Raw genomic sequence first — 14,790 nt, forward strand, 5'->3', positions numbered from 1 at the left:
TCAGTTGGACAGCGGAGCCTGCGACGCTGCCCGCAGGGTGAGCGAAGCTCATCAATCCCCTCTACCATTTGTAACAAGACTTCAGGCGGACAAAACCGCTTGTGAATTGATTACAGAAACACAGACTTACAAAATCAGCAAAAAAATGCACGTGAAATGCACGTGCACTTTGATGCCATGAAAGCCTCTGACTATCGACAGAAGCTTTTTCACTTTTATTCTCCTTGCAGTACCGACCCCGCGATCTGGCGACTGCTCTACCCCATTTGATGCCACAATCCATCACAAATCTGCCCACCAACTCTGCACACTCACAGCTTTTGTGCCACAGGACGCATAATCGAAAGATCCCCTTTCGCTGCAATATCGCGTGGGCAGCGGACCGTGTACTCTTACCGGAAATTCTGCAGGGTATCCTTTTCATCCACTGATGATGTCTTTGAATTAAGAGGGAATGCGTGATGACCAGACTGAAAAAGCACCGGGTATGTTCCGGCCACTCTTTTCGCTGTTTAATGAGACGGACGAACCATTGCCTGACGGGAGAACATTAACATGGCCGTTCAGTCAAACGTATCCCATATTCTTACCGAACTCGCGCACAACGCCCGGCAGATAGACGAGAGCCAGGCGCAGGCATTCATCGCACAAATTCGCAGCGCGAAACACATTTTCCTGCAGGGTGCCGGGCGCAGCGGCATTGCTATCCGCGCGTTCGCTAACCGCCTGTTGCATCTGGGTTTCTCTGTCAGCATGGTGGGTGAAATCTCGTCACCCCACTCCAGACCAGGCGATTTATTGATTATTGGTTCTGGCAGTGGCGAAACCGCGAGCCTGAAAGCGCTGGCGCTGAACGCCGTTGAGCGCGGTGTCGATGTGGCGCTGATTACCCTGAAAACAGATTCAGGCATCGGCAGATTGGCCAAATGCGTGTTGGTGTTACCCGGCAACGTTAAAACCGATAACGCACGCAGCGCCGGACAATTCTCGCAGCCAATGGGCTCGGCCTTTGAGCAACTCTGCTTCATTACCTGTGACGCCATGGTGCTTGAAATCATGCATCAGTGCGGTGAAACCAGCGAGAGCATGTTCAGCCGCCATGCGGACTTCGAATAACAGCATAACGTGTTTCCCGAACGTCGCTGATTTATACGCGGCAAATCTGACACCGAAACCCTGTGTGGTGATACGGTATCGCCGCTGACACGGGTGTGCAGGTTAGATAATTTATTCTGTTTATATTTAAGCGTAATTGATTTCCCTGGTGCCGGACTTAGTTATTGATGTGGATAAGGCCACGCATGATCGAGGCCGGTTGATGACAGGATCCCCGTGACGGCCAGCCAGGCGATCACCAGCGCGAAGACAATAATTGCTGTAATTTCAATTGATTTAATCCAATGACGCTTAGCCATAAATACCCCTTCTCAGTTCAGGTGTTTGTACACGCTTCTCTGAAGATAAGGTGTTACCGGTAAAGCGCAAGCGTTGATCACATCATGAAACATAAAGCACAGCTTATTGATTATTTGCGGCGCGAAAATTTGGCATAGCCGTTTGCCCGTCTGCTGGCATCCTGGTGCATCCGGGTTTTTCGTGGGATGAGTGATGTGATCATTCAGACGCTGCGTGCACCGGGCTAAGCGCATCCGTTGCCGCTAACCCATTTTTGTGACGCACAATATCCGCCATGATTGCCAGCGCGATCTCCGCCGGGGTTTTGCTGCCGATATCCAGCCCAACCGGTGCGTGAATGCGCTGCAACTGCGCCGGCGTCAGCTCCGCAATCGCGCTCAGGCGCGCTTTGCGTTTTGCGCTGTTGCGCTGCGAGCCCATCGCACCGAGATAAAACGCCGGCAGATTAACCGCTTCCATCATGGTGAGATCGTCAATACGCGCATCATGCGTCAGCGAGAGAATCGCCGTGGCGGCATGGCAGCCCTCGCGTTCCAGATACACCGCCGGAAACTGCTGCACCAGTTTGACGTCCGGCGCCAGTTCGGCCGCCATATTGCTCAGCACCTCTTCACGGTGTTCACAGACGATGGTTTCGAATCCCAGCGCCAGCGCGAAGTTGGCACAGTAAACGGCGACGCTGGAGAGTCCGGCAAGGATCAGGCGCGGCGCGGCACTCAGGGTCAGAACGATTTCGCTGTCAGTGACCTGGGTACGGGTGCGCCGGGTATAAGGCGCCGGTTCGAGCGCGTGACACGGCTGCGGCAGCGTCAGGCGTTTGGTGATGGCTCGCGCGCCGGTCAGCGCATCCTCCAGCTGCTGTAAGTAGCCCAGCGTGGCGGCACCGGCAGGCAACCGTTCGACCAGAATATCCAATACGCCGCCGCACGGCAGCGCGCGGTCAGGCATGTCGCCCCCCTCACCGTAGCGCACCAGTTGACTGGCGGCAGAGAACGCCTGCTGCTGAACGCGGGTGATAAAATTCTCCTCGACGCAGCCGCCGGAAAGGGAACCGCTGTAGCGCCCATCGGCGCGAATCACCATCATCGCGCCCGGCGGGCGCGGCGATGATCCGTACGTGCTGAGCACGGTACACAGCCACACCGGCTGCGCTTCCGCCCACTGCTGCGCCATCCTTACCACCTGCACATCAAGAGAGTGCATGACTTTCTCCGCTCATCGTTTCCGCCCTTTTTCGTCCCGTAAGCATAGCAATGAAAAACCCGGCCGCAGCCGGGTTGAGATTAGCTATTTTTTCAAGGTTAACTGTAAGCATGCAGCGTACGCTGGCACAGTGCCGAGCGAACGCAGTCGTCTTTACCGAAACGCACCACGCCAATCATCTCATCCTCTTCGAAGCGCGCCAGCGCATCGGCAAGGCCAGATTTGACGCTGGCGGGCAGGTCGCACTGGGTGACATCACCGTTGACAATGACCGTGACGTTTTCACCCAGGCGGGTCAGGAACATCTTCATCTGCGCAGCGGTGACGTTTTGCGCCTCATCCAGAATCACCACCGCATTCTCAAAGGTACGTCCGCGCATATAAGCGAAGGGCGCGATCTCTACCTTGGCGATTTCGGGTCGCAGGCAGTACTGCATAAAGGAAGCGCCGAGACGTTTAACCAGAACGTCGTAAACCGGTCGGAAATAGGGGGCAAATTTCTCGGAGATGTCTCCTGGCAGGAAACCGAGATCTTCATCCGCCTGTAAAACCGGGCGCGTCACAATGATCCTTTCGATGTCCTTATTGATCAGGGCCTCGGCTGCTTTCGCAGCGCTGATCCAGGTTTTACCGCAGCCGGCTTCACCGGTCGCGAATATCAGCTGTTTCGTTTCTATGGCGTTAAGATAGTGCGCCTGAGCATCGTTTCTGGCCTCAATTGGTGACCGGTCACGCACATCGCGCGCCATGCCAATTGCATCCAGCCCACCCATCTGCACCAGCGAAGTGACCGATTCTTCTTCACGCTGACGATGACTGCGAGAGTCACTGCGAAGCACTCGGCGGGCTTCACGACGCGCTTTGATCACTGCTTTCTGTCTTCCCATAGTGGCACCTTACAGTTGGTTTCATTTATCGCGGCGGATCACCCGCGGCGATGATTTGAACGCTTTAGAGGTTTTGTTGGCTTCCTTGTAAGCCGTATCGAGCCAGTGAGAAAAGTGTGCAACAACGCCGAAACGCTGCCGCGCACCGGTAAACATCGGAAAACATCGGAAAAGAATTCGAAGGCGATAAAAGAAAAGTGAAGAGGATTCTCACGCGGGAGGCAATCCCCCGCAGCGTACTGCGCTAGCTGAAGTGTATTTAACTGTCCGTATAAGGACCGGGACATGCGCGAACTCCAGTGGACTTAGCCACACAACTGACAACGCTATGACTAAAGTTCATCATATTTCCGCCGATTTGCAACACTATTTTTACTTTACGGCAAAGAAAACCCGCGTGGCGCTGCATCAGCCCGGTGCGCTTAAATTAAATTAATATTAATATTCAGTGAGATAGGTAATTCAGCACTTAACAAACTGTTTCAGAAAATTCGGACATGACAGCGAGACAGGAGAAATTTAAGGCGGGCTTAACAGCAGCGCCTGGCACCGCGAACGGCGAACAAGCGCTGTACATTAATTAATCAGGCTTCGAGCAACGGCTGCCCCAGATAATGATTTTTGTCCGCCACACCGGGCAAAACAAAAAAGTATCCGCCGCCGATGGGACGAATATATTCTTCCAGCGCTTCGCCGTTGAGTCGTTTCTGCACGGTAATAAAGCCTTTGCTTAAATCGTGCTGATAACAGACGAACAGCAGCCCCATATCCAGCTGCCCTGCCCCGGTAATCCCCGAGGAATAGCTGTAGCCGCGCCGCAGCATCAGGCTGCTGTTGGTTTGCGGCGTGCGCGGATTGGCGAGCCGGATATGCGCATCCAGCGCAATAATTTCGCCGTCCGGATCGCCGGCGTAATCCGGCACGTCGTGCTCGTGCTGCATCCCCAGCGGCGCGCCGGACAACTTCTCACGACCAAAAATGGTTTGCTGCTCGCCCAGCGGCGTGCGGTCCCACATTTCAACGTGAAAACGGATGATGCGCACCGCCTGATAGCTGCCGCCGTGCGTCCACGCCGGTTCCTGCTGTTCCGGTGTCACCCACAACAGCTGGTCCATCAACTGCGCATTGTGGGTATCCGGATTGGCGGTGCCATCTTTGAAACCCAGCAGGTTGATCGGCGTTTCGCGCCCTTTGCTGCGTGCAGCGTGATCGGCGATAAAGCCGTCGCGCCGCCAGCGCACCGCCAGCAGATCCGGCGTGTGCTTGATGATATCGCGCAGCGCGTGAATCACCGTATCCTGGGTATTGGCGCAGATCTGAATCAGCAGGTCGCCATGACACTGCGCGGCGTCGAGCGAATCGTTGGGAAAGCGTGTCATCGTCTGCAGCTGGCTGGGCTTATGCGCGGCCAGCCCGAAGCGCTCGTCGAACAGTGAATGCCCCACCGACAGCGTCAGGGTCAGGTTATCGGGCGCAATGTCCGCACCCAGGATGCCGGAGTCGAGCGGCGGCAGCTGCGGATTGGGCACCGCCGGCGCCGGTCCGCCGTGGGTGAGAAAGGCAAAGCGCTGCGTCAGCAGCCGCAGCAGGCGTTCCAGTTCGGCTTTATCACTGGCCAGCACATCAAACGCCACCAGCATCATAGATGCCTGCTGCGGCGTCAGAATGCCGGCCTGATGAGCGCCGTAAAACGGTTGCGCCTGCTGGCGCGCGTCGGGTGCAACCGTGCCGGGTGAGAAACTCTCTGCCGCGCTGGCGGCATGGAACGGACAGCCGCCGCCCAGTGCCGCCGCGCCACCCAGCATGCCTAATCCCTGTAACAGACGACGACGCGACGGTTGCGCCGCGTCATTTTTTTTACTCATGATTAATCAAGACCTAAAGTGCCGCGCAACAGGGAGAGATCTTCCGCCAGCGTGGTGATGGGCCCTTTCAGCGCATTACGGTCGCTGGTGGTCAGCTTTTCATAGGAGGCAAAACCGTCTTTGGTGCGGTATTTGCTGAGAATGCCATCCACCTTCTTAAAGTTCGCGTCCACTTTCGCCAGCAGCTGCGGATTGGCTTTTTGCAGCAGAGGACGCAGCAGATCAACGATTTTCTGTGCGCCGTCGATGTTGGCCTGAAAATCGGACAGATCGGTACGGCTGTAGCGATCTTCCTCACCGGAGATTTTGCTGGACGCTACCTCTTCAATCAGGCCTGCCGCGCCACCGACCACTTTCGCCGGCGGGAAGGCCAGCTCGCTGACGCGGGTTTGCAGATCCTGCACATCCTTATACAGCTGGTCAGCGAACGCGTCCGCGCCTTTGGTGGTGTTGTCGGCGAACAGCAGTTTTTCCAGCCGGTGGAAGCCGGTAAATTTCGGATCTTCCGCTTTTTTCTCGAAGTCATCTTCACGCGCGTCAATACTGCCGTCGAGGTCAGAGAATAGTTCGGCAATCGGCTCGATGCGCTCATAGTGCACACGCGTCGGCGCATACAGCGCTTTGGCTTTTTCCACGTCACCGGCTTTTACCGCGTCGGTAAAGGCTTTGGTGCCGGCCACCAGCGCGCTCACTTCTGCCATCACGTAGACTTTGTAATCGGCAATCGGCCCGACCAGCTGCAGCACGTCTGGCTTGCCGCTGCTGGCTTTTTGGCTGTCACCGCTGACCACCAGCTTGCCTTTCGGATTAGTGAGCAGGCCGCAGGTCATGTCATATTCACCCGCTTCCAGGTTGGCGGTGAGCTTCTGGCTGAAGCCAGGCGCGATGTTTTCGCGCTCCTCCACCACCATCACGCCTTTGAGGATTTCCCACTCCAGCGCTTTCTGGCTGTTGTTTTTGATGATGAACTGGGTTTTACCGGCCTGCACATTGAGCGACATCGGCTCGCACTGCTTGTCAGTGACCGTCACCGTGACCTGCGGTACGGCAGCGGCAGAAGCGGCACCGGACAGCGCCAGCATGGAGAGCAACAGCGCCTTACGGCGGAAGCGAATCGTCATAGTCATATCCCTGTTACATGAAGGTACAGGCGCACGCGCGCCTGCGAAAAGTTAGCGCACCGACCGTGCGGCGCTGGGTGCCGGACGCGCCGGGAAGAAAAACAGCAGCAGCGCCGGGATCAGATAAATCAGCCATACCGCGACTTCGCTGACGCTCGGCGCTTCCTGATAACCCAGAATGCCTTCCAGCAGCGTGCCAAAGATCGAATGGGTAGAGAGCGTGTTGCTGAAGTCAAACGCGGTCGCCTGGAAGTGGTTCCACAGTCCCGCCTCGTGGAAGGCGCGGATCGCCCCCGCCGCCAGTCCGGCCGCCACCAGCAGGATGAACAGGCTGGTCCAGCGGAAGAAGTGCGCCATGTTAAGACGCACGCCGCCGTAGTAAATCAGCATGCCCAGCACGATGGCGGTCGCCAGACCCAGCACCGCGCCAATCGGCGGCGCATAACCGACATCCTGGGTAAACGCTGCCAGCAGAAAGAACACCGACTCCAGCCCTTCACGCGCCACGGCGAGAAACACCATCAGCACCAGCGGCAACCCGCTGCCGCCCGGCTTCTGCAGCGCCTGATCGACGGATTTTTCCAGCGTGGCTTTGATATTGCGCGAAACCTTGCGCATCCAGAACACCATCGAAGTGAGGATCACCACGGCAATTACCGCCACGATGCCCTCAAACAGTTCCTGCTGTTTCTGCGGGAACTCACCGGTGGTTTCGTTGATGAAAATACCGAGCGCGAGGCACAGCGCCGCAGCGATAAACACGCCGGCCCACATCGCGGGGAACCACTGGCTGCGCTGGGTGCGTTTGAGATAGCTGGCAATCAGGCTGACGATGAGCGCTGCCTCAAGACCTTCGCGCAGCATAATGAGAAAAGGGACGAACATCACCAACCTCTTGAATGTTAAGGAGGGTAAACCTTAGGTAAAAATACGTAAAGTGCGAACGATATCGATTATCATTATCGCGAATGAAAATACAAGTCACCGCGCGAAATTAATTTTGCTTTTGCGGGTCAGGTAGCGATGCGGAAAAGTCAGGGCGGAGTGACAGATTAGGCGATAAAGCGCGCAGAGAACATGACACTAACAGTGCGGGGAGCACGGCACTCGCGCTCCCCGCTTTACTCAGGCCAACACCGTTATTTGGTGTTGTATTCCGCTTCGGCAGCAATAAAACGCTGCTGCGCTTCAGCCGACGGTTCGCGACCGGCCAGGCTCACCACGACAATCGCGATGCTGGCGAACAGGAAGCCCGGGATGATTTCATACAGATTGAGCCAGGCGTACTGCTTCCAGATCAGCACCGTGGCGGCACCAATAATCATGCCGGCCAGCGCGCCGTTGCGCGTCATGCGCTTCCAGCACACGCCGAACAGCACCACCGGACCGAATGCAGCCCCGAAGCCTGCCCAGGCGTAGCTCACCAGGCCGAGCACGCGGTTCTCCGGGTTGGAGGCCAGCGCAATCGACACCAGCGCAATCACCAGCACCATTAAACGGCCAACCCATACCAGCTCTTTCTGGCTGGCATTTTTACGCAGAAACCCTTTATACAGATCCTCAGTCAGCGCGCTCGAGCACACCAGCAACTGACAGCTCAGGGTCGACATCACCGCCGCCAGAATGGCCGACAGCAGAATACCGGCGATCCACGGGTTGAACAGAATGCGCGCCAGTTCGATAAACACGCGCTCGCCGTTTTCGCTTACGCCCGCCGCCTGCTCCGGATGGTTCTGGAAATAGGCGATACCGAAGAAGCCCACCGCAACAGCACCGGCCAGGCACAGGAGCATCCAGGCCATGCCGATGCGGCGCGCGGTGCGAATAGAACGGTGCGAGTCTGCGGCCATGAAGCGCGCCAGAATGTGCGGCTGGCCGAAGTAGCCAAGGCCCCAGCCGAGCAGTGAAATCACCGCCACGAAGTTCAGGCCCTTCAGCATATCGAGGTTTTCCAGGCTTTTCGCTTCAATCACCGCCAGCGAATCATCCAGTCCGCCGACGGCGATAATCACAATCACCGGCGTCAGGATAAGGGCAAAAATCATCAGGCTGGCCTGCACGGTATCGGTCCAGCTCACCGCAAGGAAGCCGCCCACCAGCGTATAAAGAATGGTTGCTGCCGCGCCGGCCCACAGCGCGGTTTCATAACTCATACCGAAAGTGCTTTCAAACAGGCGCGCACCCGCCACCACGCCCGAGGCGCAGTAAATGGTGAAGAAGATCAGGATTACCAGTGCCGAGATGACGCGCAGAATTTTGCTGTGGTCTTCGAAGCGGCTGGTGAAAAAGTCCGGCAGGGTTAAGGCGTTATTGTGATGCTCGGTCTGCACACGCAGGCGACCCGCAACAATTTTCCAGTTCAGCCACGCGCCAATCGTCAGGCCGATGGCAATCCAGCTCTCAGAGATCCCGGAGAGAAAAATCGCGCCCGGCAGTCCCATCAGCAGCCAGCCGCTCATGTCCGAGGCCCCGGCCGACAGCGCGGTTACCACGCTGCCCAGGCTGCGACCGCCCAGAATATAGTCGTCAAAGTTTTTGGTTGAGCGGTACGCGATAAAACCAATCAACACCATCCCGAGGATGTAAATGATAAATGTCACCAGCATCGGTGTACTTACTGTCATCTGTCTCTCCACTTATTATTTGATCTCTTAAGAGAAATCTTTTTCCTGCGTTTCCGGAACGGGATAACGTCAGGGCTTTACCGCATCCAGAGAAAGCGATTTCTCATAAGGCGCGGTATCCTGCCGCAAAGGTGCGACGCGCACAATGCATTTAACACAGCTGTTACCTGGGTTTCACCTGACTTTGGATTTTTCATGCTCACAGGTTGCGCCTGTTCACATTTTAAGTTGCACCTGATGTCAGCCAGGACGCGTCCTGTTGCGGTGGGTTGCAACTCTGGCGAGATTCTTGCAGCAAGTTCTGTGCCGCTTTTGCTGCGTTAACAAAAAAGCCGGTTAAAAACGTGCAACCGGGGTCACATTTAACACGGTTGCACAAAGTTGCAACATGAGTGATAGTGCAGCCCACGCTGAAGTTGATTCACACTTTGAGGACGAGGAAATCATGGGAACCACCACCATGGGGGTGAAGCTGGATGAAGCCACCCGCGATCGCATTAAACTGGCGGCGCAAAAGATTGACCGCACGCCGCACTGGCTGATCAAGCAGGCAATTTTTAACTATCTCGGCCAGCTGGAAGCGGGAGAAACGCTGGCGGAGATCCCGCTGCAGCTGAATGATGCCGCAGACGATGAGCGTGTGCCGGAAGAGAGCTTCCAGCCTTTCCTCGACTTCGCCGAACACATTTTGCCGCAGTCGGTCAGCCGCTCGGCCATCACCGCCGCGTGGCGTCGTCCGGAGACCGATGCGGTGCCGATGCTGCTGGAGCAGGCGCGTCTCCCTGCCCCGCTGGCAGAGAAAACCCACCAGCTGGCATACAGCCTGGCGGACAAGCTACGGCACCAAAAAGGGGCAACCGGACGCGCCGGTATGGTGCAAAGCCTGCTGCAGGAGTTCTCGCTCTCGTCTCAGGAAGGCGTAGCGCTGATGTGTCTGGCGGAAGCGCTGCTGCGTATTCCTGACAAGCCCACCCGCGATGCGCTGATCCGCGATAAAATCAGCAACGGCAACTGGCAGTCCCATCTGGGCCGCAGCCCGTCGATGTTCGTCAACGCCGCCACCTGGGGCCTGCTGTTTACCGGTCGTCTGGTCTCTACGCACAATGAAGCTAACCTGTCTAAATCGCTGAACCGCATCATCGGCAAGAGCGGCGAACCGCTGATCCGCAAAGGCGTGGATATGGCGATGCGCCTGATGGGCGAACAGTTCGTCACCGGCGAAACCATCGCCGAGGCGCTGGCCAACGCGCGCAAGCTGGAAGAGAAAGGCTTCCGCTATTCGTATGACATGCTGGGTGAAGCGGCACTCACCGCCAGCGATGCCAAAGCCTATCTTATTTCCTATCAGCAGGCGATTCACGCCATTGGTAAAGCCTCCAACGGACGCGGCATTTATGAAGGTCCGGGCATTTCCATTAAGCTGTCGGCGCTGCATCCGCGCTACAGCCGCGCGCAGTATGAGCGGGTGATGGAAGAGCTTTACCCGATCCTGAAATCGCTGACGCTGCTGGCGCGCTCGTATGACATCGGCATCAACATCGATGCCGAAGAAGCCGATCGCCTGGAGTTGTCGCTCGATCTGCTGGAAAAACTCTGTTTTGAGCCGGAGCTGGAAGGCTGGAACGGCATCGGTTTCGTCATTCAGGCTTATCAGAAGCGCTGTCCGTTTGTGATTGATGCGCTGGTGGATCTGGCGCAGCGCAGCCGCCGTCGTCTGATGATCCGTCTGGTGAAAGGCGCTTACTGGGATAGCGAAATCAAGCGCGCGCAGATGGAAGGCCTTGAAGGCTATCCGGTTTACACCCGCAAGGTGTACACCGACATCTCCTACCTCGCCTGTGCGCGTAAACTGCTGGCGGTGCCTAACCTGATTTATCCGCAGTTTGCCACCCACAACGCCCACACGCTGGCGGCGATCTACCAGCTGGCGGGCAACAACTACTATCCTGGCCAGTACGAATTCCAGTGCCTGCACGGCATGGGCGAACCGCTGTACGAGCAGGTGGTGGGCAAAGTGGCCGATGGCAAGCTGAACCGGCCGTGCCGGATTTATGCGCCGGTCGGTACCCACGAAACGCTGCTGGCCTACCTGGTGCGTCGCCTGCTGGAAAACGGCGCCAATACCTCGTTCGTCAACCGCATCGCTGACAACACGCTGCCGATTGACGAGCTGGTGGCCGATCCGGTGGCTGCAGTGGAAAAAATGGGTGTCGCAGAAGGCGCAATTGGCCTGCCGCATCCGAAGATTCCGCTGCCGCGCGATCTGTATGGCGACAAGCGTGTTAACTCTGCCGGTCTGGATCTGGCCAACGAACACCGCCTGGCGTCGCTCTCCAGCGCCCTGCTCTCCAGCGCCAGCCAGCCGTGGCAGGCTCAGCCGATCATTGATGGCGAGCTGGGTAGCGGCAGCAGCCGCGCGGTGATCAACCCGGCCACGCCGGCGGATATCGTCGGTAGCGTGCGGGAAGCCACTCCTGAAGAGGTCTCCTGTGCGCTGGATGCCGCGGTGAATGCCGGACCGATCTGGTTCGCCACGCCGCCGCAGGAGCGCGCCGCGATCCTTGAGCGTGCCGCTCAGGCGATGGAAGACCAGATGCAACAGCTGATCGGTTTGCTGGTGCGTGAGGCGGGTAAAACCTACAACAACGCGATTGCCGAAGTGCGTGAAGCGGTCGACTTCCTCTACTACTACGCCGGTATGGTGCGCGACGATTTCGATAACGAAACCCATCGCCCGCTCGGTCCGGTAGTGTGCATCAGCCCGTGGAACTTCCCGCTGGCGATCTTCACCGGCCAGATTGCCGCCGCCCTGGCGGCTGGCAACAGCGTGCTGGCGAAACCCGCCGAGCAGACGCCGCTGATTGCCGCGCAGGCAGTGCAGATCATGCTGGATGCCGGCGTACCGGCCGGCGTGCTGCAACTGCTGCCCGGTCAGGGCGAAACGGTGGGTGCGCAGCTGACCGGCGACGAGCGGGTGCGCGGCGTGATGTTCACCGGCTCAACCGCAGTCGCCACCCTGCTGCAGCGCAACCTGGCTGGCCGTCTCGATCCGCAGGGTCGCCCGACGCCGCTGATCGCCGAAACCGGCGGCATGAACGCCATGATCGTTGACTCTTCAGCACTCACCGAACAGGTGGTGGTGGATATCGTGGCGTCCGCGTTTGACAGCGCCGGCCAGCGCTGCTCGGCGCTGCGTCTGCTGTGTATCCAGGACGATGTGGCGGACCACACGCTGAAGATGCTGCGTGGTGCCATGGCCGAATGCCGCATGGGCAATCCGGAGCGTCTGTCGACCGACGTCGGTCCGGTGATCGATGCTGAAGCCAAAGCCAACATCGAGCGTCATATTCAGGCGATGCGCAATAAAGGCTTTACCGTGTATCAGGCGGTGCAGGAGCATCCGCAGGACAGCAAAGAGTGGCATAGCGGCACCTTTATCAAACCGACGCTGATTGAGCTCGATCAGGTCAGCGATCTGGATAAAGAGGTGTTCGGTCCGGTGCTGCACGTGGTGCGCTTTGCGCGCAACAACCTGCCGCAGCTGATTGAGCAGATTAATGCCTCGGGCTATGGCCTGACGCTTGGCGTGCATACCCGTATCGATGAAACCATTGCGCAGGTGACGGCCGGGGCGAAAGTCGGCAACCTGTACGTTAACCGTAACATGGTCGGCGCGGTGGTCGGCGTACAGCCGTTCGGCGGCGAAGGCCTGTCGGGCACCGGTCCGAAAGCCGGCGGTCCGCTCTATCTTTACCGCCTGCTGGCCCATCGTCCGGACGGCGCCCTGCGCATCACCTTTGATCGTCAGGATGCCGAACGTCCGGTGGACAGCAGCGTGCGCACCTCGCTGCTGAGCGCGCATCAGGCATTGCAGAGCTGGGCACAGGATAAGCCGGAGCTGCTGGCGCTGTGTCAGCGTTACGATGCGCTGAGCCAGGCCGGGACCGTGCGACTGCTGCCGGGCCCGACCGGTGAGCGCAACACCTTTACGCTGCTGCCGCGCGATCGGGTGCTGTGTATCGCAGATAACCAGCAGGATGCGCTGATTCAGCTGGCGGCGGTCACCAGCGTCGGTAGCCAGGCACTGTGGCAGGATGACGAGCTGCACCGGACGCTGCGCCAGTCGCTGCCGGCCGCGGTGCAGGCGCGCATCACGCTGGCGAAAGATGTGCTGGCGGCGGAGTTTGATGCGGTGATCTATCACGGCGATGCCGATCAACTGCGCAGCCTGTGCGAACAGATTGCCGCCCGCGAAGGCGCGATTGTGTCAGTGCAGGGCTTTGCCCGCGGCGAGACCAATCTGCTACTGGAACGTCTGCTGATTGAGCGCTCGCTGAGCGTCAATACCGCGGCCGCCGGCGGCAACGCCAGCCTGATGACCATTGGTTAAGTAAAGCAGAATCGCCATGGATGGCGTAATGGAGATCGGTGAAGGACACCGCAAGTTGCAACAAGGCCGTAGCGGCGCCATTCATTGTGCGATGAATCGCGCTGCTACGAAACGTGCCCTCGTTTTTGTACCACTTTAAAACTTACCAGCGAACATCACGCCACCGACTTACTGCGTTTCAAACCAATCAGCGTCGGGAACACAAACAGCGACTGCCCCAGCCCGCGGTTGGTCAGCGACCACACCGCCACCGAACACAGCGAACAGATGCCGACAATTGCCAGCGGATAGAAGCACGCCCACAGCAGCGCAAACCACGCCTGCTCAAACAGATGATGGCGCTGCGCAAACAGAATCGCCGACATGCCGAAGAACTCAATAAAAATGCGGTGGATAACGTAGATCTGCAGCGTGTTGCGGCCAATCCAGTTGAAGTAACGCATGCTGAAGTGCGCGTTGAGCCAGCGGCATGCCGCCACGCTCACCAGCACCGCGATGATGCACATGAACAGGCTCTTATCGAGACCAAAAATCACGTGCAGGCCGGACAGCGCTGCCAGCGCGGCCCACGGCAGAAGGTTCTCGCGGCGCAGCTGACTCAGGCGCAACATCAGCGGGCTCCAGAACGCGCCCAGCAGGAAGAACAGGAAATACTGTGCCACGCTCTGCGGTCCCCAGTAGGGAATGATCTTCTCCACCGCCAGATAATTCAGCACCACCGCCGCCACCAGCAGCGCCACTTTGTGCTGACGGAAGATTTTGGCGCACAGGAAGTAGATCGCCAGACCGTACAGGTACCACGAGGTGCTCATCGCCAGGAAGGTCAGCTTAAGGAACTCCAGCAGCGAACCGGCGTAAGCCGCGTTGAGATTCTGCGAGATACGCTGGCCGGTGATTTCAGTCGAAATGCCGACAATCGACCACCACTGAATAAAGCCCCACAGCACGTAGAGATAGAACAGATTGGTAATGCGGCTGGTAAATACCTGTTTCCACGGCCGGTTGAGAATGCCGTTGGTGGCAAGCAGGCCGGAGACGAAGAAAAAGGCGGGCATACGCAGCGGTGATAACACCGTATTAAACTGCACCCATATTTCCGCCGGGATCCAGCCGGCGCTGAGATATTTAACCGTGCCTTCAAAGCCCGGTAATACGGTGTGATACAGCACCACCAGCAATATGCACACCCCTTTCAGGGTATTCACCCATGCAATATCTTCTTTCCTGGCGTTATTCATATTTTTGACTCCTGCTGCGGTGTAGGTCTTAAAGGAGAAGAATGAA

11 protein-coding genes are annotated in these 14,790 nt (G+C 57.9%); 3 read left to right on the forward strand and 8 right to left on the reverse strand.

All coding sequences use genetic code 11. From position 1 onward, the window contains the following. The coding region (locus OXR61_RS17090) for a hypothetical protein (RefSeq protein ID WP_267412475.1) at positions 1–181 on the forward strand (181 nt) is incomplete at its 5' end. 374 nt (positions 182–555) lie between these two features. Continuing rightward, entirely contained in the window at positions 556–1,116 is a 561-nt protein-coding gene (hxlB, locus tag OXR61_RS17095) for a 6-phospho-3-hexuloisomerase (RefSeq protein WP_021509916.1), read from the forward strand. Between the two features lie 161 nt (positions 1,117–1,277). Here the strand turns inward: hxlB and OXR61_RS17100 are convergent, their stop codons facing one another. The 7 genes from OXR61_RS17100 to putP all read right to left on the reverse strand — a co-directional run bounded on the left by OXR61_RS17100 (position 1,278) and on the right by putP (position 9,116). Beyond that, complete coding sequence (locus tag OXR61_RS17100; RefSeq protein WP_021509915.1) at positions 1,278–1,415, reverse strand: hypothetical protein; 138 nt, start codon at positions 1,413–1,415, stop codon at positions 1,278–1,280. A gap of 199 nt (positions 1,416–1,614) precedes the next feature. Beyond that, positions 1,615–2,619: an XdhC family protein gene (locus tag OXR61_RS17105; RefSeq protein WP_040679936.1), complete on the reverse strand. Its 1,005-nt coding sequence runs from the start codon at positions 2,617–2,619 to the stop codon at positions 1,615–1,617. A 98-nt stretch (positions 2,620–2,717) separates the two neighbouring features. Further along, the gene (phoH, locus tag OXR61_RS17110) at positions 2,718–3,506 is read right to left on the reverse strand and encodes a phosphate starvation-inducible protein PhoH (RefSeq protein WP_021509913.1); all 789 of its coding nucleotides are present in this window, start codon (positions 3,504–3,506) and stop codon (positions 2,718–2,720) included. Positions 3,507–4,090: 584 nt separating this feature from the next. Then, positions 4,091–5,371, reverse strand: coding sequence for an iron uptake transporter deferrochelatase/peroxidase subunit (efeB, locus tag OXR61_RS17115; RefSeq protein ID WP_021509911.1), 1,281 nt, complete (start codon positions 5,369–5,371; stop codon positions 4,091–4,093). A 2-nt stretch (positions 5,372–5,373) separates the two neighbouring features. Further along, on the reverse strand, positions 5,374–6,492 hold the full coding sequence (efeO, locus tag OXR61_RS17120) for an iron uptake system protein EfeO (RefSeq protein WP_021509910.1): 1,119 nt from the start codon (positions 6,490–6,492) through the stop codon (positions 5,374–5,376). A gap of 51 nt (positions 6,493–6,543) precedes the next feature. Continuing rightward, a complete protein-coding gene (efeU, locus tag OXR61_RS17125) occupies positions 6,544–7,377 on the reverse strand; it encodes an iron uptake transporter permease EfeU (RefSeq protein WP_021509909.1) in 834 nt (277 codons plus the stop codon). A 254-nt stretch (positions 7,378–7,631) separates the two neighbouring features. After that, a complete protein-coding gene (gene putP / locus OXR61_RS17130) occupies positions 7,632–9,116 on the reverse strand; it encodes a sodium/proline symporter PutP (protein ID WP_031280185.1) in 1,485 nt (494 codons plus the stop codon). Between the two features lie 445 nt (positions 9,117–9,561). Here putP and putA point away from each other — a divergent pair, with 445 nt between their 5' ends. Then, positions 9,562–13,506 carry a trifunctional transcriptional regulator/proline dehydrogenase/L-glutamate gamma-semialdehyde dehydrogenase gene (putA, locus tag OXR61_RS17135; protein ID WP_267412493.1) on the forward strand — a complete coding sequence of 1,315 codons (3,945 nt, stop codon included), beginning with the start codon at positions 9,562–9,564 and terminating at the stop codon, positions 13,504–13,506. Positions 13,507–13,661: 155 nt separating this feature from the next. On the opposite strand, the gene OXR61_RS17140 is transcribed toward putA, so the two are convergent. Beyond that, the gene (locus tag OXR61_RS17140) at positions 13,662–14,744 is read right to left on the reverse strand and encodes an acyltransferase family protein (protein WP_058774543.1); all 1,083 of its coding nucleotides are present in this window, start codon (positions 14,742–14,744) and stop codon (positions 13,662–13,664) included. Positions 14,745–14,790 lie beyond the last annotated feature (46 nt).

The organism is Pantoea sp. GM_Pan_4, from assembly GCF_026541005.1.
Lineage (GTDB): Bacteria > Pseudomonadota > Gammaproteobacteria > Enterobacterales > Enterobacteriaceae > Pantoea > Pantoea dispersa.